This window comes from Isoptericola sp. NPDC056605 (genome assembly GCF_042792795.1).
In the GTDB taxonomy this organism is placed as follows: Bacteria; Actinomycetota; Actinomycetes; order Actinomycetales; family Cellulomonadaceae; genus Isoptericola.
Map to the genome: position 1 here is coordinate 25,763 of NZ_JBHTVT010000010.1, position 21,705 is coordinate 47,467.

Annotated in this window: 23 protein-coding genes and 1 pseudogene; 7 read left to right on the plus strand and 17 right to left on the minus strand. The window is 75.8% G+C overall.

Translation table 11 applies throughout. The annotated features are described in order from the left end of the window. Window positions 1–7 precede the first annotated feature (7 nt). From mqo to eis, 6 genes and pseudogenes are all read right to left on the minus strand, one after another. A pseudogene (gene mqo / locus ACFQ8Y_RS11840) lies at window positions 8–1,567 on the minus strand (malate dehydrogenase (quinone)); the annotation flags it as partial. A gap of 108 nt (window positions 1,568–1,675) precedes the next feature. Next, window positions 1,676–2,401 carry a maleylpyruvate isomerase family mycothiol-dependent enzyme gene (locus ACFQ8Y_RS11845; RefSeq protein ID WP_430585569.1) on the minus strand — a complete coding sequence of 242 codons (726 nt, stop codon included), beginning with the start codon at window positions 2,399–2,401 and terminating at the stop codon, window positions 1,676–1,678. Further along, window positions 2,398–3,081 (minus strand): pyridoxal 5'-phosphate synthase, encoded by a 684-nt coding sequence (locus ACFQ8Y_RS11850; RefSeq protein WP_430585570.1) that lies wholly within the window; start codon window positions 3,079–3,081, stop codon window positions 2,398–2,400. The genes ACFQ8Y_RS11845 and ACFQ8Y_RS11850 overlap by 4 nt, the downstream gene beginning before the upstream one ends. Continuing rightward, window positions 3,078–3,650, minus strand: a complete 573-nt coding sequence (locus ACFQ8Y_RS11855; protein WP_430550145.1) for a TetR/AcrR family transcriptional regulator — start codon at window positions 3,648–3,650, stop codon at window positions 3,078–3,080. Before ACFQ8Y_RS11855 ends, ACFQ8Y_RS11850 begins: the two co-directional genes overlap by 4 nt. A 32-nt stretch (window positions 3,651–3,682) precedes the next feature. Further along, on the minus strand, window positions 3,683–4,129 hold the full coding sequence (locus ACFQ8Y_RS11860) for a DUF2809 domain-containing protein (RefSeq protein WP_430585571.1): 447 nt from the start codon (window positions 4,127–4,129) through the stop codon (window positions 3,683–3,685). A gap of 13 nt (window positions 4,130–4,142) precedes the next feature. Then, window positions 4,143–5,372, minus strand: coding sequence for an enhanced intracellular survival protein Eis (eis, locus tag ACFQ8Y_RS11865; protein WP_430585572.1), 1,230 nt, complete (start codon window positions 5,370–5,372; stop codon window positions 4,143–4,145). A gap of 61 nt (window positions 5,373–5,433) precedes the next feature. Here eis and ACFQ8Y_RS11870 point away from each other — a divergent pair, with 61 nt between their 5' ends. Further along, window positions 5,434–6,840 carry an MFS transporter gene (locus tag ACFQ8Y_RS11870; protein WP_430550142.1) on the plus strand — a complete coding sequence of 469 codons (1,407 nt, stop codon included), beginning with the start codon at window positions 5,434–5,436 and terminating at the stop codon, window positions 6,838–6,840. Here ACFQ8Y_RS11870 and ACFQ8Y_RS11875 read toward each other — a convergent pair. Next, entirely contained in the window at window positions 6,824–7,288 is a 465-nt protein-coding gene (locus ACFQ8Y_RS11875) for a GNAT family N-acetyltransferase (protein WP_430550141.1), read from the minus strand. The genes ACFQ8Y_RS11870 and ACFQ8Y_RS11875 overlap by 17 nt on opposite strands. A gap of 35 nt (window positions 7,289–7,323) precedes the next feature. Here ACFQ8Y_RS11875 and ACFQ8Y_RS11880 point away from each other — a divergent pair, with 35 nt between their 5' ends. Then, complete coding sequence (locus tag ACFQ8Y_RS11880) at window positions 7,324–8,340, plus strand: DUF2804 domain-containing protein (protein WP_430585573.1); 1,017 nt, start codon at window positions 7,324–7,326, stop codon at window positions 8,338–8,340. A 30-nt stretch (window positions 8,341–8,370) separates the two neighbouring features. Here the strand turns inward: ACFQ8Y_RS11880 and ACFQ8Y_RS11885 are convergent, their stop codons facing one another. Further along, a complete protein-coding gene (locus ACFQ8Y_RS11885; protein ID WP_430585574.1) occupies window positions 8,371–8,958 on the minus strand; it encodes an HD domain-containing protein in 588 nt (195 codons plus the stop codon). Between the two features lie 84 nt (window positions 8,959–9,042). Between ACFQ8Y_RS11885 and ACFQ8Y_RS11890 the strand changes: the two genes are divergently transcribed. Together ACFQ8Y_RS11890 and ACFQ8Y_RS11895 are read left to right on the plus strand one after the other, a co-directional pair. Then, window positions 9,043–10,050, plus strand: coding sequence for an NAD-dependent epimerase/dehydratase family protein (locus ACFQ8Y_RS11890; protein WP_430585575.1), 1,008 nt, complete (start codon window positions 9,043–9,045; stop codon window positions 10,048–10,050). A 181-nt stretch (window positions 10,051–10,231) separates the two neighbouring features. Continuing rightward, window positions 10,232–10,999 (plus strand): SDR family NAD(P)-dependent oxidoreductase, encoded by a 768-nt coding sequence (locus ACFQ8Y_RS11895; protein ID WP_430564028.1) that lies wholly within the window; start codon window positions 10,232–10,234, stop codon window positions 10,997–10,999. An 86-nt stretch (window positions 11,000–11,085) separates the two neighbouring features. Here ACFQ8Y_RS11895 and ACFQ8Y_RS11900 read toward each other — a convergent pair whose 3' ends face one another. The 3 genes from ACFQ8Y_RS11900 to ACFQ8Y_RS11910 are packed head-to-tail and all read right to left on the minus strand — an operon-like array spanning window position 11,086 to window position 12,804. Beyond that, the gene (locus ACFQ8Y_RS11900; protein ID WP_430550136.1) at window positions 11,086–11,583 is read right to left on the minus strand and encodes an SRPBCC family protein; all 498 of its coding nucleotides are present in this window, start codon (window positions 11,581–11,583) and stop codon (window positions 11,086–11,088) included. Next, window positions 11,580–11,957 carry an ArsR/SmtB family transcription factor gene (locus tag ACFQ8Y_RS11905; protein WP_430550135.1) on the minus strand — a complete coding sequence of 126 codons (378 nt, stop codon included), beginning with the start codon at window positions 11,955–11,957 and terminating at the stop codon, window positions 11,580–11,582. The genes ACFQ8Y_RS11900 and ACFQ8Y_RS11905 overlap by 4 nt, the downstream gene beginning before the upstream one ends. Before the next feature lie 40 nt (window positions 11,958–11,997). Next, window positions 11,998–12,804 (minus strand): DUF2599 domain-containing protein, encoded by an 807-nt coding sequence (locus ACFQ8Y_RS11910; protein WP_430585576.1) that lies wholly within the window; start codon window positions 12,802–12,804, stop codon window positions 11,998–12,000. An 83-nt stretch (window positions 12,805–12,887) separates the two neighbouring features. Between ACFQ8Y_RS11910 and ACFQ8Y_RS11915 the strand changes: the two genes are divergently transcribed. Next, window positions 12,888–13,760, plus strand: coding sequence for a siderophore-interacting protein (locus ACFQ8Y_RS11915; protein WP_430550133.1), 873 nt, complete (start codon window positions 12,888–12,890; stop codon window positions 13,758–13,760). Between the two features lie 45 nt (window positions 13,761–13,805). Here ACFQ8Y_RS11915 and ACFQ8Y_RS11920 read toward each other — a convergent pair whose 3' ends face one another. From ACFQ8Y_RS11920 to ACFQ8Y_RS11930, 3 genes are all read right to left on the minus strand, one after another. Then, complete coding sequence (locus tag ACFQ8Y_RS11920; RefSeq protein ID WP_430585577.1) at window positions 13,806–14,945, minus strand: M24 family metallopeptidase; 1,140 nt, start codon at window positions 14,943–14,945, stop codon at window positions 13,806–13,808. A gap of 64 nt (window positions 14,946–15,009) precedes the next feature. Then, window positions 15,010–15,933 (minus strand): NADP-dependent oxidoreductase, encoded by a 924-nt coding sequence (locus ACFQ8Y_RS11925; protein ID WP_430550131.1) that lies wholly within the window; start codon window positions 15,931–15,933, stop codon window positions 15,010–15,012. Window positions 15,934–16,009: 76 nt separating this feature from the next. Further along, complete coding sequence (locus tag ACFQ8Y_RS11930) at window positions 16,010–16,720, minus strand: DUF981 domain-containing protein (RefSeq protein WP_430585578.1); 711 nt, start codon at window positions 16,718–16,720, stop codon at window positions 16,010–16,012. A 124-nt stretch (window positions 16,721–16,844) separates the two neighbouring features. Between ACFQ8Y_RS11930 and ACFQ8Y_RS11935 the strand changes: the two genes are divergently transcribed. Next, a complete protein-coding gene (locus tag ACFQ8Y_RS11935; RefSeq protein ID WP_430550129.1) occupies window positions 16,845–17,462 on the plus strand; it encodes a TetR/AcrR family transcriptional regulator in 618 nt (205 codons plus the stop codon). A 27-nt stretch (window positions 17,463–17,489) separates the two neighbouring features. On the opposite strand, the gene ACFQ8Y_RS11940 is transcribed toward ACFQ8Y_RS11935, so the two are convergent. Continuing rightward, a complete protein-coding gene (locus tag ACFQ8Y_RS11940) occupies window positions 17,490–18,473 on the minus strand; it encodes a GlxA family transcriptional regulator (protein ID WP_430585579.1) in 984 nt (327 codons plus the stop codon). Window positions 18,474–18,590: 117 nt separating this feature from the next. Here ACFQ8Y_RS11940 and ACFQ8Y_RS11945 point away from each other — a divergent pair, with 117 nt between their 5' ends. Then, window positions 18,591–19,199, plus strand: a complete 609-nt coding sequence (locus tag ACFQ8Y_RS11945; protein WP_430585580.1) for an isochorismatase family protein — start codon at window positions 18,591–18,593, stop codon at window positions 19,197–19,199. A 10-nt stretch (window positions 19,200–19,209) separates the two neighbouring features. Here the strand turns inward: ACFQ8Y_RS11945 and ACFQ8Y_RS11950 are convergent, their stop codons facing one another. Continuing rightward, entirely contained in the window at window positions 19,210–20,424 is a 1,215-nt protein-coding gene (locus ACFQ8Y_RS11950; RefSeq protein WP_430585581.1) for an amidohydrolase, read from the minus strand. Beyond that, complete coding sequence (locus ACFQ8Y_RS11955) at window positions 20,421–21,701, minus strand: hypothetical protein (RefSeq protein ID WP_430585582.1); 1,281 nt, start codon at window positions 21,699–21,701, stop codon at window positions 20,421–20,423. The genes ACFQ8Y_RS11950 and ACFQ8Y_RS11955 overlap by 4 nt, the downstream gene beginning before the upstream one ends. Window positions 21,702–21,705 lie beyond the last annotated feature (4 nt).

Genomic DNA, 21,705 nt, shown 5'->3' on the forward strand with positions numbered 1-21,705 from the left:
CAGGCGCTCAGAGGCGGGAGTCCGCCTGCGACTCGTAGACCGCCGCGTCCAGGACGCCGTCGGCGTGCAGGTACGACGGCGAGTCGGGGACCGGCGTCGCGTCGATGGTGCTGGCGTCGGCGGGCACGCCGTCCAGGCTGGGCATGACCGAGGCGAGCTCGGGGCGCCACTTGGTGAACCGGAACGGGAAGCACCGCTCGAGCAGGTCGACCATCGCGGAGGCCGCGGTCGAGGCGCCCGGCGAGGCGCCCAGCAGGCCGGCGATGGAGCCCTCGGCGCCCGTGACGATCTCGGTGCCGAACTGGAGCACGCCCTTGCCGTCGGCGTCGCGCTTGATGACCTGCACGCGCTGCCCCGCCGTCAGCTTCTCCCAGTCCTTGGGGTGAGCGGTCGGCATGAACTGCTGGAGCGCCTGGAACTTCGTCTCGGGCGCGGCCAGGAGCTGGCCGACGAGGTACTGCGTGAGGTCGAGGTTCTTGAGGCCGGCGCCGAGCATCGACGTCACGTTGTTGGCGCGCAGCGACGTGATCAGGCCCAGGTACTTGCCCTTCTTGAGGTACTTGGGGCTGAAGCCGGCGTAGGGGCCGAACATGAGGTACGTCTTGCCGTCGACCACGCGGGTGTCGAGGTGGGGCACGGACATCGGCGGGGCGCCGACGTCGGCCTTGCCGTAGACCTTCGCCTGGTGCTGCGCGACGAGCTCCGGGTCGTCCGTGCGCAGGAACTCGCCGGAGATGGGGAAGCCGCCGAAGCCCTTGATCTCGGGGATGCCGGCCGACTGGAGCAGGGGGAGCGCGCCGCCGCCGGCGCCGACGAAGATGAACTTCGCGGTGACGGTGCTGGTGCGGTTCCGCGCGTTCCACGAGCGGTCCTTGACGCGCAGGCGCCAGCGGCCGTCCTTGGTGCGCTTGAGGCTCTTCACCTCGTGCTGGAGCTCGAGCTCGGCGCCGTTCGCGACGAGCCCGTCGACGAGCTGGCGGGTGAGGTTGCCGAAGTCGACGTCGGTGCCCGAGGTCGCGCGGGTCGCGGCGATCGGCTCGTCGGCGTCGCGCTCGGTGGTCAGCAGCGGCGCCCAGCGGCCGATGGTGGCGCGGTCGGTGCTGTACTCGAGGTCGCGGAACAGGGGGTGCACGTGCAGCGTCTCGTAGCGGCGGCGCAGGTAGTCCACGTTCTTCTCGCCGCGCACGAACGTCATGTGCGGGGTCTTGCTGAGGAACGAGTCGTCCTTGATGCGGCCCGTGGCGAGCAGGTGCTGCCACAGCTCGCGCGAGATCTCGAACTGCTCGTTGATCGCCACCGCCTTGGTGATGTCGATCGAGCCGTCCTTGCGCTCGGGCGTGTAGTTGAGCTCGCAGAGCGCGGCGTGCCCCGTGCCCGCGTTGTTCCACGGGTTCGAGGACTCCTGCGCCACGTCGTCCAGGCGCTCGTAGATCCGGATGGACCACGACGGCTCGAGCTGCTGGAGCAGCGTGCCGAGCGTGGCGCTCATGATTCCGCCGCCGATGAGGACGACGTCGACGTCGGCCCCTGTGGGGGCCCCAGCAGTCGTAGCACTCGAAGTCACCGGGTCACCATACGCCGCGCGTGAAAACTGTCACAAAGAATGAGAGCAACCTCACACGGGCCTCTGACCTGCAGTGACGTGGGTCACACCCGCGGCAGGCGCCGTCGCAGGTCAGGGCTTCGGGGTCGCCGACGACGGCCACGGCCCGAGGTCGGGCAGCGGCACGGCGGCGCCGTCCCGGAGCGCTGAGACGGGGCCCGAGGGGGCGCGCCCGGCGAGCCAGGCGGCGACGTCGCGCGCGTCGCCGGCGAGCTCCAGGCCCGCGCCGTCGGCGCCCTCGGACTCCGGCAGGCGCACGGCGAGGAAGTCGCGCAGGTGCGCGCAGAACGCGTCGTCCCAGGAGCCGTACCCCACCGCCGCGCCGAGGCCGGCGGTCGCGTCGACCGCGTGGATGCGGGCCTCGCGCCACCAGGCGAGCAGCGCGTCCGCGAGGACGCCGTCCCGGTACGCCACGGGTGCGGCCCACAGTGCGTCGTCCGGCGCGGGCCAGGCCGCCAGGAGCCGGGCCCGTGCCACCTCCAGCGCGGCCGCGTGCTCCGCGGCGCTGCGCCCGGCGCCCGCCTCGATGTCGGCGTTCCGCCCGGCCGGACCCCCGTCGTACGGGGCGACCGTCTCGCCGCGCGCGGCGTACTCCGCCTGGCGTGCGAGGGCGGCGGCCACGTTCGTCACGTGCGACAGCACGTGCCCGCGGGTCCACCCGTCGAGGGGGGACGGGTCGGCGCCCGCGCCCTCCGGCAGGCCGCGCACGACGTCGATCAGGGCGGCGAGGGCGGCGTCGGCGTCGGCGAGGGCGTGCGCGAGGTCGGGGGTGCGCGCGTCGGTGTCGGTGGGGCTCACGGCCACAACAGCTCCTTGGTCCAGGCGGTCTCGGTGCGGGCAGGCGGCGCGTCGGTGCGGTAGCGGAGGCGGGACTGGCCCTTGTCGTCGCTGGCCGCCCAGAACTCGACGGTGGCGGGGGCGAGCACCCAGGCGGTCCACGCCGGGGCGACGGCGTCGGGGTGCTCGCGCGCCTCGTCCAGGCGGCCCGCGAAGGCGTCCCAGTACTCCTGCCGGGAGCCGAGCGGCTCGCTCTGGTGACCGACGAGCCCGGCGGCGCGCGAGCCGTCCGGGCGGGCGCGGAAGTCCGAGGCTCCGGCGTCGGGCCCGGCGGAGGAGGCGCGCCCGCTGACGCGGACCTGCCGGCCGAGGTCGCGCCAGAAGACGGTGAGCGCCGCGTGCGGGTTCTCGCCCAGGTCGCGGCCCTTGGGGCTCGTCGCGTGCCCCGCGAACCACCAGCCGTCGGCGGTGACGTCCTTGATCACCAGGGTGCGCGCGTGCACGCGGCCCGCGGCGTCCGCCGTCGAGAGGGTCGCCGCGTGCGGGGCGCCGACGCCGGCGGCGAGCGCGTCGTCGAACCACTGCGCGAACAGCTCCTGCGGCGTAGCCGGGGCGGTGGTGAGGTCGTCCAGGTCGACGCCGAACGGCGGCAGGCCGGGCGGGAAGGTCGGCAGGGCGCGCAGGCGCTCGCGGAAGGTCACGCGGTCTCCTTCGTGTTCTCCGGGGTGAGGATCGAGACGAAGCCGCGCACGGCGGCCCGCATCGCGTCGGGGTCGCCGGTGGCGCGGGCGAGCACGTAGCCGCCCTGCACGATCGCGACGGCGGCGTGCGCACGGTCGCGGGCGGTGTCGTCCGGCAGTCCGGTCTCGCGCAGGGTCGTGGCGACGACGTCGAGCAGGCGGACGAAGTAGGCGGTGACGACGTCGCGCAGTCCGTCGTCGTCCATGACGGCCTGGTCGCTGGTGAGGCGGCCGACCTTGCAGCCCGCGAGCGCGTCGCGGGGGCGCTCGAGGTACGCGACGACGCGGTCCAGGGCCGGCGTCGTGCCCTCCAGGTCGCGGCGCGCCGCGGTGAGCGCGGCCTCGACGGTGGCGCCGACGGCGGCCGCGGCGAGGTCGTGCTTCGTGGGGAAGTGGTGGTAGAGGCTGCCCTGCCCCACCCCGCTGGCGGCCAGGACCTGGCGAGGGCTGGTGGCGCCCACGCCCTGGGCGGCGAACATCTCCTGCGCGGCGGCGACGAGCCGGTCGCGCGCATCGGTCGGCGTGCTCATGCCGCCACCATACCTACCTCTAGGTATGGTGGCTACCCCTGGTGCTCCGTCCCCGCGCGCCGGCCCCGGGAGACGGCGCGCGCGACGGCGACGCCCGCGACCGCGCCGAGGACCGCGCCCGCCGCGCACCAGAGCAGGCCCGCCGGGGAGAAGGCGGCGCCGAGCACCGGGGCCAGGGGCGGCCACCGCGAGGCGAGGGCCTGCGGCAGCGACGTCAGCCGCAGCAGCTCGACCGCCGCGCAGAGCGCGAACCCGACCAGCCCGGCCGTGAGCGCCCGCGTCCGCGGGCGCACGACCAGGACGAGGACCGCGACGAGGGCCGCCGCCAGGACGTCACCGAGCGGGCCGCCGACCGGCTCGGCCAGCCGGTGCTCGGCCAGGCGCCCGAGTCGCGCGACGACGAGCGCGAGCAGGAGCAGCGCGAGCCGGGGCGCCAGCGCGCGGGTCACGGCGGCGGGGGAGCGGGCGGGGCCGGGCATCCGGGGCCGGGCCTCAGAAGTAGTCGCGCACGTGCACCTGGCGGCCGCCCCACAGGGCGTCCCAGACGGCGTCGTGCGCGGCGGGCCCCGACGCGCCGCCCGCGAGCCGGGCGTTCGCCGTCGACTGCGCGCCCGCCCACGTCGCGGCCAGCCCGGCGGACGTGAACGTGAGGCGGTCGCCCGGGGCGGCGTCGTCGTCGGGCGTGACGCGCACCGCGCCGTCGGCGGCCTCGAGGGTCCACGCGCCCTCGAGGTCCGGCGTCCGCGGGTCGACGACGGCGAGCGGCACGCGGGCCGGCACCGGCGCCACCCGGGCGGCGCCGAGTGCGCCGGGCACGTCGAGCAGGCGCAGCATGTACGGGCGAGGCGCCGAGGTCGCCGCGTGGTCGGGCAGCACCAGGCGCGAGACGTCGACCCCCGACCAGCCGCCCGACGTGCCGACCTGCACCCAGCCCGCGACGGACGCGAACGAGGCGAGCACCCGCCACAGGACGCGGGCCGCGTCGGGGGTGAGCGCGACCAGGTCGTCGACCTCGATGGTGTTGGTGCGGTCGTAGCCCGGGCCGCGCGACCAGCTCGCGAAGCCGAGCACCTCCTCGGCCGCCCCCGTACCGCGCACGGCGAGGCTGACGCCCGTGTAGTCGGCGTCGGGGCCCACCATGTCGTCGGCCTCCATCGTGAACGGGGTCTCGGCCCGGGAGAGGGGGCCGTTCTGCGCGGAGGCCCACGCCTCGTACACCCGCCGGACGGCGGGGACGTCGGCAGCGGTGGCCCGCCGGGCGCGCACGTCCTCGGCGGGCCGGGGCACGGCCGCGAGGGCCGCCATCGGGATCCGCACGTCCTCGAACGCGCCCACCACCTCGTAGCCCAGCCCGCGGTAGATGCCCGCCGACGACGGGTACAGCGTCGAGACGACGTCACCCAGGTCACGGGCCTCCGCGAGCGCGGCCTCCATCAGCGGGCGGAGCAGGCCGGAGCCCCGGCGCTCGGCGGCGACGGTGACACCGGCGAAGCCCGCGGTCGGCAGCCGGACGCCGTGGAACCAGGTCGTGAACGACCGGACGCCCAGCCCCGCGACCACCTCGCCGTCGTCGGTCGCGACCCAGGGCCGGATGTTCGGCAGCGGCCAGGCCGCCGGGTCGGGATCGGGTGCGGGCGTGGACGGGACGCCGAAGGCCTCGGCGCCGAGGCGCCGCGATGCGGGGACGTCGGTGATGGCGGTGCGCCGGAACTCGAGGGTCACGCCGGCGACGCTAGCGCCCCACGACCGGCGCGTCACCGCCATTGCGCCGTACCGTGATCCGGTGAGCACACCGTCCGTGCCCGACGCGGCGCAGGCCCGGCTGCGCAGCCGCGTCCTGGTGGTCGCGATCCTGGCGTCGTTCGTGTCGTTCCTCGACGGCACGGTCGTGAACGTGGCGCTGCCCGCCATCGGCGACGAGCTCGGCGGCTCGGGCGAGGCGCGGCTCAGCCTGCAGCAGTGGGTGGTGGACGGTTACCTGGTCACCCTCGGCTCGCTCATCCTGCTCGCCGGGTCGCTGTCGGACCTGTACGGGCGGCGCCGGGTGCTCGTCGCGGGACTCGTGGGGTTCGCCGCGGCGTCGGTGCTGTGCGCGCTCGCGCCGACCGGCCCGGTGCTCGTGGGCGCCCGCCTGCTGCAGGGGGTGGCCGGGGCGCTGCTGGTGCCGAGCTCGCTGGCGCTCATCATCTCGACGTTCGACGGCGAGGCGCAGGGCCGCGCCATCGGGCGGTGGACGGCGTGGACCGGCACGGCGATGATCGTCGGCCCGTTCGTCGGCGGCGGCCTGGTGGACCTGCTGTCGTGGCGGTGGGTGTTCTGGATCAACCTGCCGGTCGTCGTCGTCACGCTCGTGCTGCTGCGGCCGGTGCCGGAGGTGCGGCAGACCACCGGCCGCCGGCTCGACGTGCCGGGCGCCGTGCTCGCCGCGACCGGCCTCGCGGCGGGCGTGTACGGGCTCATCGAGCGGACGTGGGCCGCCGTCGCGGTCGGGGTGGTGCTCCTGGTCGCGTTCGTGGTCTACGAGCGGCGCGCGCGGGACCCGATGATGCCGCCGCGCCTGTTCGCCGCGCGCAACTTCGCGTGGGGCAACGTCGCGACCTTCGCCGTCTACGGCGCGCTCTCGCTCGGCGGGTTCGTGCTCGGCCTGTTCCTGCAGCAGGTGGCGGGCTGGTCGGCCACCGCCGCCGGCGTCGCGCAGCTGCCGTCGACCCTCGCGATGCTCGCGCTGTCGACGCGGTTCGGCACCCTGGCGGCCCGGTACGGGGCGCGGTGGTTCATGACGATCGGGCCGGTGGTCGCGGGCGCCGGCTACCTGCTGCTGCTCACGATGGACGCGGACGCGACCTACGTGACGCAGGTGCTGCCGGGGCTGCTGGTGTTCGGTCTGGGGCTGTCCATCACCGTCGCGCCGCTGACCGCCGCGATCCTGGGCGCCGCCCCGGCCGCCGACGCCGGCATCGCCTCGGCGGTGAACAACGCCGTCTCGCGCGTGGCCGGGCTGCTGACCGTCGCGTTCGCCGGCGTCATCCTCGGCGGGGTGCTCGACGTCGCGTCGTTCCACCGCGCTCTGCTGGTCACCGCGGGGCTGCTCGTGCTCGGCGGGCTGGTGAGCATGGTCGGCATCCGCGACGTGCGCCGTCCGGAGGCCGCGGAGGGCGAGCCGGGCCCCGGCGTCACAGCGGGAGCTTGAAGCCCTCGTGCGACTGCGCGTAGCCGAGCGACCGGTAGAACCGGTGCGCGTCGGGCCGCTGCTTGTCCGACGTGAGCTGGGCCAGCACGCAGCCGCGCTCGCGGCCCCGCTCGTGCGCGTGCTCCATGAGCGCGCGGCCCAGCCCCTGGCCGCGCAGCGCGGCGTCGACGCGCACCGCCTCGACGAGCAGGCGCGTGGCGCCGTTGCGGGAGATCCCGGGCACGAACGTCAGCTGCATGACGCCGACCACCGCGCCGTCCAGCTCGGCGACGACGAGCTCGTCGTTCGGGCTGGCCTCGACCGCCTCGAAGCCCGCCACGTGCGCCGGCCCGAACACGCCGGTGCGGGAGGCGGCGACGGCGTCGTCGGCGATGAGCTCGACGACACGCGGCAGGTCGTCGCGGGTCGCGAGGCGGAAGGTGACGGCGGCGGCGGGGGAGTCGGGCACGCCCGGACGTTAGCAGGCGGCGCTAGCCTCGCCCCGTGACCGAGCGCGAGATCGTCGCCGACCTGCCCCTCTGCCTCCCCGACGGGCGCCTGGACCCCGACGCCGTCGGCTGGTCGCGCGTGCCCCTGCACGACACGTCCGGCATCGGACGCGGCCTGCGCGGGTTGGGCCGGAACAAGCGGTGGGAGTACTGGGCGGTCGTCACCGCGGACCACGTCGTCGCGCTCACCACGTCCGCGCTGGACTACGCCGCGCTGCACCAGGTGTGGGTGCTGGACCGGGCGACCGGCGAGGAGGTCGACGCCGTCGCGATCGCGCCGCTGAACCGGTCGGCGACGCTGCCCGGCCGCCTCGGCGCCGGCCCCGTCCGGTCGCGCACGCGCCCGGTGGCGATCGCCGTCGACGAGGGGCCCGGCGGCACGCGCCTGCGTGCCCGGACGCCGCGCGTGGACCTCGACGTGACGGTGTCCCGGCCGGCGGGCCGGGAGCTGCTCGGGGTCGTGGTGCCCTGGTCGGACCGGCGGTTCCAGTACACCGTGAAGGACGTGGGTCGGCCCGCCACCGGCCGGCTCCGGCTCGACGGCGTCGAGCACCCGGTCGCTACGGGGGCGTGGGCCGTCCTCGACCACGGGCGGGGCCGCTGGCCCTACCGCGCCGCCTGGCAGTGGGGCGTGGGGTTCGGCCGGGGCGTCGACGCCGACGGCGCGGGGCACGAGGTGGCGCTGCAGCTCGGCGGGACGTGGACGCGCGCCGGCGCGACCACGGAGAACGGGGTGCTCGTCGACGGCCGCCTGCACAAGCTCCACGACGAGCTCGACTGGACGTTCGACCGCCGCGCGTACACCGCGCCGTGGCGGGTGCGCGGCGAACGGCTGGACCTCGCCTTCGTGCCCGCCCACGACCGCGTGAGCCGCACCCAGCTCGGGGTCGTGGCGTCGTCCACCCACCAGTGCTTCGGCACCTGGTCGGGCTGGGTCACGACCGACGCCGGCGTGCGCCTCGACGTCGACGGCCTCGACGGCTGGGCGGAGGACGTCGCGCAGCGCTGGTGAGCGTCGCAGCGTCGTCGGCGACCGCGCCGGTCAGCGCACCCGGTCGGCTCCGCCCGCGGCGACGTAGGCGGCCACGACGGACGCGGGCTTGCGCGCGGCCTGGTCCCGGAGGCAGGCGCTGAACGTGTCGCGGAAGTCGAGCCGGGGCCACCGGGCCTCGAGGTCCGCGCGGAAGGCCGTGGGCCAGTGCTCGAGCCCGCGGCCGCTGACGTCGGCGCCGGTGGACCGGGCGAGGAGATACCCCTCCGGGCGCTCGCCCGGCGGGACGTCGGCGTCGTCGAGCATGTGGTCGACGACCGCCCGCGCCGCGCGGTCACGGCGCTGCGTGCTCCAGCCGGCGCCCGCGGTGACCGCCCAGGCCACGTTGCCGCCCGCGACCTCGAACGGCTCGGCGTGCGCGTCGAACCCGGCCGTGAGGCCGGCGTCGTGCAGGAGGCCCGCGACGGCGAGCACCTCGTCGTCGACGGGGAGGGCCAGCTGCCGGCCGAGGTCGACCGCCAGCAGCGTGGACCGCACGGCATGGTGCACGAGCGCCGCGGGGGAGAAGCGGACGAGCACCTCGAACGCGGCGGTCACGGGCGCGGTGCGGGGAAGGTCGTCCGGAAGGGCTGGGGTCATGTCGTCGGACACTAGCCCGGCGGCGCCTTCTGCCGGCGGCAGAAGGCAGGGCGCGGGGCGTGCGGGTGCGTCAGGGTGGTGCTCATGAGGCTCCTGGTGCTGGGTGGGTCGGTGTTCCTGTCGAGGGCGGTCGCGGCGGACGCCGTGGCGCGAGGGCACGAGGTGGTGGCCGCGAACCGTGGCTCGTCGGGACCGGTGCCGGGTGGCGTGCGGCACGTGGCGCTGGACCGGGCCGACCCGTTCCCGGACGCCCTGGCCGTGGAGGGGTTCGACGCCGTCGTGGACGTGTCGCGCACCCCGTCGCACGTGCGACGCGCGGTGGCCGCGCTGCCGGACGCGCACTGGGTGTTCGTCTCGACGGTCAACGTGTACGCCGACGACGCCGACCCGGGCGGCCCCGGCGTCGGGCGGCTGCGCGAGCCGCAGGTCGACGACGTCGACAGGCCGCAGGACCCGGAGGCGTACGGGGCGATGAAGGTGGCGTGCGAGGAGCTCGTCCGCGAGGGCGCGGCGAGCGCCGCGGTGGTGCGTCCGGGCCTGATCGTCGGTCCGGGGGACCCGAGCGGTCGGTTCGCGTACTGGCCGGCGCGCCTGGCCCGGGTGCTCGACGACGGCGCCGACGTCCTGGCGCCGGGCGACCCGGCCGACCCGGTGCAGGTGATCGACGTGCGCGACCTCGCGGCCTGGCTCGTCGACCTGGCCGAGCGCCGCACCCGCGGGACCTTCGACGCCGTCGGGCCGGTGACCCCGGTCGGCGACCTGCTGGCCGCGGTGGCGCGCGGGGTCGGCGCCGCGCCGCGCTGGGCATGGGCGGACGACGCCGCCCTGGCGGCGGCCGACGTCCGGCCGTGGTCGGGGGAGCGGTCGCTGCCGCTGTGGCTGCCGCGGCCGGAGTGCGACGGCATGCCGGCGCACGACGCCGCGCCGGCGAGGGCCGCGGGCCTGTCGCCGCGGCCGGTGGAGGAGACCGCGCGCGACACGCTCGCGTGGCTGCGGGAAGTCCCGGCCGCTTCGGTCACCGGCCTGACCGCGGGGGAGGAGGCGGCCGTGCTGGCCGGGCTCCGCGGGGGCGCCGGGGCCCAGGGTTCCTGACGTGGCGGTGTGACGTGTCAGACCCGTCGGGGGCGCGGTCCGCCCGGCGCGCGGGGTTACGGTCGAAGGATCAGCGCCCCGACCCTCACGAGGGCCTCCGGGGCGGACGTTCGTCCCCCGGGCCGTCACCGCGCGTGACCCGTGCGCCCGCCCGCGGGGGCGTGGTGCGAAGGAGACGGACATGACGGCAGTCGGCAGCTTCGAGGGCAGGGTCGCGCTCGTGACGGGCGGCGGGTCGGGCCTCGGCGAGGCGATCAGCAAGGAGCTCGCGGGCCTCGGCGCGAAGGTCGTGGTGACGGACATCCGCCTCGACGCGGCGCAGCGCGTGGTCGACGAGATCACCGCCGCCGGCGGGGAGGCGGCCGCGTTCGAGCAGAACACGGCGGTCAAGGAGGACTCGGCCAAGGCCGTCGAGTTCGCGAAGGCCACCTTCGGGGGCCTGAACTACGCCGTCAACAACGCCGGCATCGGCGGCAAGCAGGCGCCGGCGGGCGAGACCGACCTGGACGACTGGGACCGCGTCATCGACATCAACCTCAACGGCGTGCTCTACGGCATGCGGGCGCAGATCCCCGCGATGCTCGAGCAGGGCGCCGGCCAGAGCGCGATCGTCAACATGGCGTCGATCCACGGCACGGTCGCCGCCATCGGCAACGGCGCCTACACGGCCGCGAAGCACGGCGTCGTGGGCATCACGAAGAACGCCGCCGCCGAGTACGGCGCGCAGGGGCTGCGCATCAACGCCGTGGGCCCGGGCTACATCAAGACGCCGCTGGTCGAGTCGAGCCTGCCGGCCGAGGCGCGCGAGGCCCTCGAGGGCAAGCACGTGCTGGGCCGCCTCGGCGACCCCACGGAGGTCGCGACCGTCGTGCGCTTCCTGCTGTCCGACGACGCGTCGTTCGTCACCGGCGCGTACTGGCTGGTCGACGGCGGCTACACCGCCGTCTGACGCTCGAGCGCCGAGGTCGAGGCCAGGGGCACGAGGTCGAGGTCCGTGACCTCGACCTCGTGCCCTCACCTCGATCTCGGCGCCGATCAGGCCGCGAGGCCGGCGGCGAGCTCGTCGACGAGGTCGAAGCCCTCCTGCAGCCCGCCCTCCATGCCCGACTCGACGATCGCGTCGCGGACCTCGCGGCTGGGCGCGCGGGTGACGAGCGTGAGGGTGGTGACGCCGTCCTCCTCGGTGAACGTGTAGGTGTTCAGGGTCGCCGCGGCGTCGCCGTCGGGCATGCCTTCGAAGACCTCCGTGTGCACCAGGCGCTCCGGGGGCACCACCTCGGTGAACTCGCCGTGGAACGCGACCTCGAAACCGCCGTCGGCCTGCATGACGTAGCGGTAGGTGCCGCCGGGGCGCGGGTCGATCTCGACGCTCGTGACGGTGCCGCGCTTGCCGGCCCACCAGCGGGCGATCAGCTCGGGCTCGGTGAACACGCGCCAGACGGCGGCCGCGGGGGCGGCGAACCGGCGCACGACCTGGATGTCGGTGTCGTTCGGCAGCGTCAGGACGGCGGTGCCGGTGGTGGTGCTGGTCATGATCGTTCTCCTCGGTGCTCCGGGGGCTGGTCCGGGTGGACGCCCGGCGGGGTCTCCAGGGTGTCGAGCAGCTCGTCGATGAGCTCGAACCGCTCCTCCCACAGCCGCTCGTACCGGCCGACCCACGCGTGGATCTCCTGCAGGGGCCGGGCGTCCGTGCGGTAGAGGCGACGACGGCCGTCGTCGCGGACCTCGACCAGCCCGACCTCGCGCAGCACCCTGAGGTGCTTGGAGACCACGGGCTGGGCGACGTGGAGCAGCTCGGCGAGCTCGCCGACGCCGCGCTCCTGCTGCGCCAGGGCGTCGAGGATCTCGCGGCGCCGGGGCTCGGCCACCGCGTTGAACGCATCCGTCGTCGTCGCCGCGCGTGCCATACGAACAACCTATGCCTGTATCGGAATATGTCAAGAGGGTTCAGGAGGTCGGGTTGCAGCGCGCGGCCATCGTCGCGACCAGGCCGACGTCGGGCCGCCACGGCTCCAGGTTCCACGAGTCCTTGTCGGGCGCGCCGATCGCGTGGCACTCGAGCTGGTCGTGCATCGTCGCGGTGTCGACGTCGGGGTCCGCCGTCACCAGCTCGGCCCACACGAGGTCGGTGCCCGCCTGCCCCGCCTCCCGCGCCCAGTCCGTCGGGACGACGGCGAGGGACGGGCCGCCCTCGCGGTCGCCCCAGTCGGTCCCCTCGACGGCGGTGGTGCCGAGGGTGGTCGTGACGTCGTCGTCCTCGGGTCCGGACGCGCCGTCCGCGAGGGGCCGGACCTCCAGGTGGGTGTCGTCCGCGGCGACGAGGCGCGCGCCCCGGGGGGCGGACAGCCCGCCGACCGTCGTGCCGCCGGCGCGCACCGCGACGCTGCCGTCGGCGCGGGTCTCGAACGCACCGCCCGAGGCCAACGCGAGCGTCACCGGATCGTCGGTGTCGTCGGCGTCGTCGACCGCGGACCGCTCGAGGGTCATGGTCGACGTGCCCGCCCTCGGGTCGGGGGTGACGTGCACGGGAGGGTCGTCGAGCGCCGCGCCGGGCACCGACACCTCCAGCGTGACGTCGCCGGCCGTCACCTCGACCCGCAGGGGCTGCTCGGGGGTCGCGGTCGGTCCCGGCGTCGTCACCGTGCTCGGCGTCTCCGTCGGCGCGGGCGTCGACGGCGAGCAGGCACCGAGGGCGAGGAGCGTGACGAGGGCAGTGAGGCCGGGGAGCGCTCGCGACCGGAGGAGGGAGTGCACGCCCTCAGTCTCGGGTACGGGGCCCGTCGCGGCACCCGACCGGGCCCTGGTCATTCGGGTGAGGTTCGCCTAACCTTACCGACGTGAGCACGCGAACGCTGTCGAAGCCGGTCGACCCGCACGTCCTCGTCGCCGAGGTCGTGACGACGAAGCGCCTGGGCCCGCACCTGCAACGGGTCACGCTCGGCATCGACGACATCGACCGCCTCACCCTCGTGGGCGACGACCAGTGGTTCCGGCTGTTCCTGCCGCGCCCGGGCCAGGACACGCTGAAGCTCCCGACGCGCACGTCGAACCTCGGCTGGTACGCGCAGTACCTGGCGACGCCGCGTGCCCGCCGCCCGCTGGTGCGCAACTACACGATCCGCGCGGCGCGGCCCGAGCTGCGGGAGATCGACGTGGACTTCGTGCTGCACGGCCACGACGGCGCGGCGCCCGCGGGGCCGGACGGCGGGCACGAGCCGCTCGGCCCGGGCGCGGGTTTCGCGCTGTCCGCGCGACCCGGGGACCGGGTCGGAATCCTCGACCAGGGCACCTACCACCACCGGCAGGCCGCGTGCGACTGGCGGCTGCTCGTCGCCGACGAGAGCGGCCTGCCCGCCGTCGCCGGCATCTGCGAGGCGCTGCCCGACGACGCGCGCGGCGTCGCCGTCGTCGAGGTCCCCACCGCCGACGACCGCCAGGACTTCCGGGTGCCGGCCGGCGTCGACCTGCGGTGGGTCGAGCGCGACCGCGCCGCGGCCGACGACCCGGTCCTCGGGGAGGTGCCCGGCCGGGCCGCGCTCGAGGTCGTGCGCGGCGCCGAGCTCCCCGCGGGCAGCGGGTACGCGCTCGTCGCCGGCGAGCAGGCGCTCGCGGCCGGCGTGCGGCGGCACCTGGTGAACGAGCGGCAGTGGCCGAAGGCGGCGGTCGACTTCGTCGGCTACTGGCGGCACGGCAAGGCGTCGCCCAGCTGACCTGCCTTCCACCGGGTGGTCTCTCGCTGGAAGGTCGTTCGTGCGCTACTCGACGACGACGACCTCGTGCGGCGAGGTGTTGAGCCGCAGGGCGGCGTCCGGGGCGTCGGCGACGCCGGGGACGCCGGCCGGGAACGCGACGACGATGTCCTCGATGCGCACGCCGAACTCGCCCGGCAGGTAGATCCCCGGCTCGACGGAGAAGCACATCCCGGCCTCGACCGGGGTCTCCTCGCCCTCCACCATGTACGGCGGCTCGTGCGTCGTCAGGCCGATGCCGTGGCCGGTGCGGTGGACGAAGAACTCGCCGAACCCGGCGTCGGCGATGACGGCACGAGACGCGCGGTCGACGTCCTGGCACGTCGCTCCGGGGCGGACGGCGTCGACACCCGCCTGCTGCGCGGCGCGCACCACGTCGTGCACCTCCTGCTCGCGGTCGGTGAGCGCGCCGACGTGCACGGTGCGGGTGGTGTCGGAGCCGTAGCCGTCGGCGAGCCCGCCGAAGTCCATGACCACCATGTCGCCCTCGCGGATCACGCGGTCGCCGGCCTCGTGGTGCGGGTCGGCGCCGTTCTCGCCCGCGCACACCAGGGTGAAGTCGACCTGCTCGTGCCCGCGGGAGCGCAGCAGCGCGTCCAGGTCGTCGGACACCTCGCGCTCGGCGCGCCCCGCGAACCGGCGGGTGACGATCTCGGCGAACACGGCGTCCGCCCCGGCGCCCGCCGCGGCGAGACGGGCCACCTCCTCGGGCGACTTCGCGGCCCGCAGCATGGGCAGCACGGTCGTGACCGCGGCGTACGACGACGCGGGCAGGGTGCGCTGCAGGCCCAGCACGTGCAGCGCCCACGCCGTGTCGCTGATCGCGTACCGCCCGTCCGGGCGCAGCAGCCGGGCGGCGACCGCGTGCTCGTCCTCGCCGTCCACCCAGGCCACGGCCTCGATGCCGCCGACCGCGCCGACCTCGAGGTCGTGGGCCTCGAGCTTCGGCACCACCGCGACCGGGTCCCCGTCCACGGGCAGCACGAGCAGCGTGAGCCGCTCGAGCTCGGCGGCGGGCGTGTACCCGAGGAAGTAGCGCAGGTCGGGGCCGGGCGTCACCAGCACTCCGGCGAGGCCGGCGGCGGCGGCCTGGGCGGCGGCCCGGCGGCGGCGGTCGGCGTGCACGGCGGGGGAGAAGGGCGTCATCTGCCCAGCGTGCCGCGTGCGGCCCCGGCCTGCACCACGGTCGGGCGCGCGCTCGGGCGCACGGTCAGACGCGCACCACGATCTTGCCGCGACCGTGCCCGGTCTCGGAGGCGCGGTGGGCGTCGGCGGCGTCGGCGAGGTCGAAGACCTGACCGACCTCGACCGCGACCTTGCCGGCGTCGATCAGCGCCCCGAGCGCCTCGAGGTCGGCGCTGGACGGGCGCACCCACACGTAGTGCCCGCCGTGCTCCGTGCGCGCCGTCGCGTCCGTGATGGACGTGATCGTGCCGCCCGGGACGAGCACCGCGGCGCTGGTCGCGACGGCGTCGCCGCCCACGTAGTCGAGGGCGACGTCGACGCCGTCCGGGGCGAGGGCGCGGACGCGCTCGGCGAGCCCGTCGCCGTACGTGACGGGCTCGGCGCCCAGGTCGCGCAGGAAGTCGTGGTTGGCCTCGCTCGCGGTGCCGATGACGCGTGCGCCGAGGCTGCGCGCGATCTGCACGGCGAAGGCGCCGACGCCGCCGGCCGCCGCGTGCACCAGCACCGTCTGGCCCTCCCGCACGCCGGACCGCAGGACCGACTGGTAGGCCGAGAGCCCCGCGAGCGGCACGGCCGCCGCCTCCTCGAACGTCAGCGACGCGGGCTTGCGCGCCAGCGTGCGCACGGGCGCGGCGACGAGCTCGGCGAACGTGCCGCCGTGCACCCAGTCCTTGCGGACGTACCCGTACACCTCGTCGCCCACCTGGTACTCGGGGGTGTCGAGGCCCACCTGTTCGACGACGCCCGCCACGTCCCAGCCCGGGACGACGGGGAACTGGGTGTCGAACAGGCCGTCCAGGTAGCCCTGGCGGACCTTCCAGTCGACGGGGTTGACGGAGGCGGCGCGCACCCGCACGACGACAACGTCCGCCCCGGGGTGCGGGTCGGGCTGGTCGGTGAGCTCGAGGACGTCGGCACCGCCGAAGCGGGAGTAGGTGATGGCTCGCATGCCCGGCACAACAGAGGCCGGGCCGCGAGACTTCCCGCGACCCGGCCCGTGCCGGCCCTGCCGTGCTGCGACGGCGTCAGCCCATGGTGTTGACGATCAGCCCGATGTGGGTGAAGAAGTTCATCGCGCCGAACAGCAGGAACGCGAGCCCGGCGAGGCCCCAGGCCCAGCCGATGACGACGCGCAGGCCGCGACCGGCGCCGTCGCGCAGGGCGAGCGGGAAGAGGATCGCGCCGAGTCCGACGAGCGCGATGAGGCCGGACATGAAGATCGCCTCGACGAGCGGGTACGCGGCGAAGGCGCCCGAGATCGGCTCCTGGGGCGGGGCGGCGAAGAGCTGGTAGGTGACGCCGGCGATCGCGATGGCGACCAGGCCGAGGCCCATGCCGAGCACGAACACGGAGACCGGGCGGGCGACGGCGCGCAGGTGGTCGGTGGCGTCCTCGCGGGCCAGCGCCTCCTTGCCGCGCGTCCACAGGTAGAAGGCCGCGGCGAGCAGCAGCACGCCGAACGCGAGGCTGGTCTCGCCGAAGATGATGTTGTCGAAGGGGAAGCCGCCGGCCGCCAGCGGCCAGGTGAGCGTCATGTGCAGCCCGGTGGCCGTGAGGATCAGGCCGAGCACGCCGAACGCGAGCGACCAGCCCTCGGCCACGACCTTCCCGGGCGCGCGCAGCAGGTCACGGCCGAGCCACACGAGCAGGATCAGGCCGGCGCCCACGGCGACGGACATCACGGTGTTGTAGGTGGGCATCTGCGCCCAGTCGATCACGAGGCCATCCGCGGCCATCAGGTTCACTGCTCGTTCATCTCCTCGGTCCGGGCCGCCCGGCGGCGGTCTGTCGATCGGCTAAACCATACGCGCGTATAGGTTATTCCGGCGCCGTCACCGTGCCGCGCCTACGATGGGCGGCGTGACGGAGGACGACCGGCCGCGGCGGCGCCGCATGGTCCAGGGGCGTGGCGCCGACAAGCAGCGCCGGATGGTCGAGGCCGCGGCGACGCTGCTCATCGACGAGGGGTTCGACGCCGTCACGCACCGCCGCGTCGCCGAGGCCGCCCGCCTGCCGCAGGGCTCGGCGTCGTACTACTTCCCGACCAGCGCGGCGCTCGTCGCGGCCGCGGTGGAGGCCGCCGAGGACGTCCGCGGCGCCGCGGCCCAGGCCGCGGCCGAGGCGCTGCCGCACCGGCGGCGGTCCGCGGCGACGGCGGCGCGGCTCCTGATCGAGGTCCTGTACGCGCCCCACGTCGACGACACCGTCGTGGCCCGCCGGCTCGACCCGATGATGACCGCGATGCGCGACCCGGCGCTGCAGCCGATCATGCGGCGCTCCCGACCCCGCTTGCTCGGTGCCGCCCGCACGGTGCTGCAGGCCTCGGGGTTCGAGGGGGCGTGCGAGGACCCGCGCGACGTCGACCTCGTGGCGCACCTGGTCGACGCCGCCCTCCTCACCGCGGCCTCGTCGGGCACGGACCGAGTGCTGGACCGCGCGGGGGAGACGGTCGCCCGGCTGCTCGAGCGATGGCGCTGACGCGGCTGTCGGCGGCCGCCGGGGGCGTCAGCCCGCGAGGCGGAACCGGGCCCGGTACTGCGCGGGCGTGGTGTCGAGCCGGCGCCGGAACGCGCGGGTCAGCGTGTCGGTCGTGCCGAAGCCGCAGGCGGTCGCCACGCGCTCCAGGGTGTCGTCGGTGGTCTCGAGCTGCTGCCGCGCCGCCTCGACGCGGACCGACTCGACGTAGGCCGCCGGCGTGGTGCCCAGCTCGGTCTTGAACAGCCGGGTGAGCTGCCGCGCGCTGACGTGCGCCCGCTCGGCGAGCTCCGCGACGGTCAGCGGGGCGGCGACGTCCCGCAGGACGTGATGACGCAGGTCGTCCACGCGCCGGGTGGTCGCGCGGGGGTCCGTGGCGACCGAGAACTGGCTCTGCCCGCCCGGCCGCTTGAGGAACATCACGAGCTGCCGGGCCACGCGCAGCGCGAGCTCCTGGCCGTGGTCGTCGGCGACCAGCGCCAGCGTCAGGTCGAGGCACGCCGTGAGCCCGGCGCCGGTCCACACGTCGCCGTCGCGCACGAAGATCGGGTCGGCGTCGACCCGGACGCCCGGGTGCTCGGCGGCGAGCTGCCGCGCCGTGGACCAGTGCGTCGTGACCCGGCGGCCCTCCAGCAGGCCCGCCTCGGCGAGGACGTGCGCCCCCACGCAGACCGACGCCACCCGGCGGGCGCCGTCGGCCAGAGCCTGCACGCGCGGCACGAGCGCGGGGTCCACGACGGCGCGGACGTGCCGCTCGGCGTCGACCCGGACCGCGCCCGGCACGACCAGGGTGTCGACCCGCCGGCCGGCCAGGTCGTCGAACGTGGCGTCGGGCAGCACGCGGACGCCCGCCGACGTGGTCACGGGGTCGGTGGTCTCCGCGGCGAGCACCACCTCGTAGCCGGTCGGGCCGTCGAGCTCGCGCGCCAGCAGCGCGAAGACCTCGGCCGGTCCGGTGACGTCGAGCAGGTCGACACCGTCGAAGAGGGTGACCACGACGAGCCGTTCGATCATGGGGATGTCCGAATCTGCGGGTTGCATGACATTGCCGACACCGTACGCCGGTTCGTAGCGTGGGGAGCGTGCCGCCACCTCGGCGCCCGATCCCTCGACCTCCTGCGGAAGGACACCATGACCAGCACCACCCTGCGCGAGCTCAGCGGCGCCGACCCGACCCCTGCGGGCCTCGCCGAGGCGACCGTGATCCTGGTCGACTACCAGAACACCTACACGCGCGGCGTCATGGAGCTGGACGGCTGGGCGCCGGCCCTCGACGCCGCCGCGGACCTGCTGGCCCGCGCCCGCGCGGCGGGTGCCACGGTGATCCACGTGCAGCACGACGGCGGCGCCGGCTCGCCGTACGACCTCGCCACCGACCTGGGCCAGATCCACCCGCGGGTCGCGCCCGCGCCCGGCGAGGCCGTGGTGACGAAGACCGCCCCGGACTCGTTCCGCGGCACCGGGCTCGGCGACCTGGTGGACGCGGCCGGCCATGTCGACGTCGTGGTGGTGGGCTTCATGACGCACATGTGCGTCGCGTTCACGTCCCAGGGAGCGGCCCTGCGGGGCAACCGGCCCACCGTGGTCGCGGAGGCGTGCGCCACCCGGTCGCTCGCCAGCGCCGTCGCGCCGGTGCCCGCGGAACAGCTCCACCGGGCCGCGCTCGCGACGGTCGCCGACGCGTACGGCGTCGTCGTGGCGACCGCCGACGACCTCACCGGCCAGGCCGCGGCCGCCTGACGCGAGCCGGTCAGACGAGCACCTCGCCGTCGCGGGCGACCACCCGGCCGCCCGCGACGACGAGCGCCCGGGCCGGCGCGCGCACCACGGCGTCGGGCACGTTCTCGGCGTCGACGAGCACCACGTCGGCCGGCGCGCCCGCCACGAGGTCGTGGACCTCGCGGCCCACGAACCGGGCGGCGTCCGCGGACGCGACGCGGGCGGCGGTGACGAGCTCCTCGTCGTACCGCAGGCCCGACAGCCGGGCGAGCTGCGTGGTCAGCGCGAGCAGGTCGCCCGTGCCGTACGGGGACCACAGGTCGCGGATGCCGTCGGTGCCCAGGCCGACGGGGACGCCGGCCTCGCGCAGCGCCAGCAGCGGCAGGGGAGCGGCGCCGATCGGCGCCACCGTGGTCATGGTGATCCCGGCCTCGGCCATGGCCGCGATCAGGTCGGCCCGGCGCGACCCGGCGAGCTGGCCGACGGCGAAGCCGTGCGCCACGTTGACCCTGCCCTGCAGCCCGGCCCGCAGGGTGCGGTCGATCATCAGCTCGATCTGGAACGCGCCGAGCTCGCCCCCGTCGTGCAGGTGCACGTCGACGCCGACGCCGCGCTCCTCGGCGATCGCGAACAGCCCGTCGAGCTGCCCCACCGGGTCGCGGTCGATCGACGCGGGGTCGAGGCCGCCGACGTGCTCCGCCCCCGCCGCGGCGGCCCGGTCGAGCAGCTCCAGGACCCCGGGGCGCCGCAGCACGCCGTCCTGCGGGAACGCGACGATCTCCGCGTGCACGGCGCCGCCGAGCGCCGCGACCGCCTCGCGCACCACCTCGATGCCGCGCAGGCCGACGCCGAGGTCGACGTCCACGTGCGTGCGCACCGCCGTCGTGCCCGTGCGGACCGACTCGCGCAGCACCGCCAGCGTGACGTCCACGCCGGGGATGCCGAGCTCGTCGCGGTGCGCGCGCTCGTGCGCGATGCGCGCCCGGACGCCCGGCTCGCCGCCGTAGCTCACCCACGGCTTGCCCCACCACGACTTGTCGACGTGCGCGTGCGCGTTGACAAGCCCGGGCAGGGCCAGCAGGCCGCGACCGTCGACCTCCCCGTCCATCGCGCCCTCGGCGGGCGCCGCGGTCGCGTCGTGCGGCACGACGGCGGTGATCGCGCCGTCCGCCACGTGCAGGTCGGCGGCGTCGCCGCCCCAGGGGCGCACGTTGCGGATCACGGTGACGTCGGGGCTGCTGGTCATGGGCGGTCCTCCTCGAAGGGGACGACCGCCTGCGGTCGTCCGGGGATGGTGATCTCGTAGCTCTCGTCGGCGCCGTCGAGCGCCGCCGCGAGCGGGACGACGGTCGCGCCGTCCCAGGCCTCCTGCTGGGTGTAGCCGCCGGCGAGCACGCCGTACGCCTCCCCGTCGGGTCCGCGCCACACCGTGACCGTCTCGTGCCGGCGGTCGGTCGGGAGCACGACGTCGGCGCCGTCCGGCCCGACCACCTCGATGCTCGGGCCCGACCCGGCGTTGCCGAACGGGCCGTTGCCGGCGATCACGAGGGTGCCGTCGTCGGCGCGGGCCACGCCGTGCTGGTGGGAGTCGGCGGTCAGGTCGGTGGTCGTGACGTCGCCGGTGCCGGGATCGACGCGCGCCAGGGCCCGGCCCTGGTAGGGCAGCAGCAGGTCGCCGTCGTCGTCGAGGACGGCGTAGTGCGGCTTCTCGAACGACGCGAGGCCGCCCTCGCGGCCGAACGGCGCCACCTCGATGGCGCGGGCGCGCTCGCGCTCCGGGTCGACGACCGTGACGGTGAACCCGTCGTGGTCGACCGTGTATACCTCGTCGCCGTCGTCGCCCACGAGGACGTCGAACGGGCGCAGGCCCACCGGCACGGAGGAGACGACCTCGCCCGTGTCGGCGTCGAGCGTCTCGAGGAACGCCGCGTCCCCCGTGCTCACCGCGACGTGCACGCGCTCGCCGTCGGGGGACACCGCCAGCCCGAGGCCGCCGCGACGGTACTCGCCGTGCGCGAGGCGCGTGGTCGCGTGCTCGTACGCGAACAGGTCCGTGCGCTCGCGGGTGTCGAGGTCCACGACCGCGACCCCCTCGGCGGTGGAGACGAAGGCGCGGCGGGAGCCCTCGTCCACGGCGACGTCCCACGGCGCGGTGCCGACGGTGATCTCGTCGACGACGGCGCTGCCCCGGCGGACGGCCGGGTCGACCACCGCGAGCGTGTCGCGCTCGGCCTGCGTGGCCAGCAGCAGCTGGGTTGGAGCGGCCTCGGCCGACGGCGTCGGTGCGGCCGACGTGCCCGGGCTCTGTGTCGGGCTCTGTGTCGGGCCCTGTGTCGGGCTCTGTGTCGGGCCCTGTGTCGGGCCCTGTGTCGGGCCCTGTGTCGGGCGCTGTGGCGGGCCCGGTGTCGTCGTGCCCGCGGGCGGCTGCGGAGCCGCGCAGGCGCCGAGGGCGAGCAGGGTGGTGGCGACCGCGAGGGCCCCTGCGGCACGGGCCGGGCGGCGCGTGCGGCGGGTGGGGGTCACGATC

What these genes read in the sequence shown, in the direction of transcription:
- ACFQ8Y_RS11855 (WP_430550145.1), bottom strand. Translation starts at nt 3,650, where the DNA reads ATGAGCACGCCGACCGATGCGCGCGACCGGCTCGTCGCCGCCGCGCAG.
- ACFQ8Y_RS11860 (WP_430585571.1), bottom strand. Translation starts at nt 4,129, where the DNA reads ATGCCCGGCCCCGCCCGCTCCCCCGCCGCCGTGACCCGCGCGCTGGCG.
- ACFQ8Y_RS11885 (WP_430585574.1), bottom strand. Translation starts at nt 8,958, where the DNA reads ATGACCCCAGCCCTTCCGGACGACCTTCCCCGCACCGCGCCCGTGACC.
- ACFQ8Y_RS11890 (WP_430585575.1), top strand. Translation starts at nt 9,043, where the DNA reads ATGAGGCTCCTGGTGCTGGGTGGGTCGGTGTTCCTGTCGAGGGCGGTC.
- ACFQ8Y_RS11895 (WP_430564028.1), top strand. Translation starts at nt 10,232, where the DNA reads ATGACGGCAGTCGGCAGCTTCGAGGGCAGGGTCGCGCTCGTGACGGGC.
- ACFQ8Y_RS11900 (WP_430550136.1), bottom strand. Translation starts at nt 11,583, where the DNA reads ATGACCAGCACCACCACCGGCACCGCCGTCCTGACGCTGCCGAACGAC.
- ACFQ8Y_RS11905 (WP_430550135.1), bottom strand. Translation starts at nt 11,957, where the DNA reads ATGGCACGCGCGGCGACGACGACGGATGCGTTCAACGCGGTGGCCGAG.
- ACFQ8Y_RS11920 (WP_430585577.1), bottom strand. Translation starts at nt 14,945, where the DNA reads ATGACGCCCTTCTCCCCCGCCGTGCACGCCGACCGCCGCCGCCGGGCC.
- ACFQ8Y_RS11925 (WP_430550131.1), bottom strand. Translation starts at nt 15,933, where the DNA reads ATGCGAGCCATCACCTACTCCCGCTTCGGCGGTGCCGACGTCCTCGAG.
- ACFQ8Y_RS11930 (WP_430585578.1), bottom strand. Translation starts at nt 16,720, where the DNA reads ATGGCCGCGGATGGCCTCGTGATCGACTGGGCGCAGATGCCCACCTAC.
- ACFQ8Y_RS11940 (WP_430585579.1), bottom strand. Translation starts at nt 18,473, where the DNA reads ATGATCGAACGGCTCGTCGTGGTCACCCTCTTCGACGGTGTCGACCTG.
- ACFQ8Y_RS11945 (WP_430585580.1), top strand. Translation starts at nt 18,591, where the DNA reads ATGACCAGCACCACCCTGCGCGAGCTCAGCGGCGCCGACCCGACCCCT.
- ACFQ8Y_RS11950 (WP_430585581.1), bottom strand. Translation starts at nt 20,424, where the DNA reads ATGACCAGCAGCCCCGACGTCACCGTGATCCGCAACGTGCGCCCCTGG.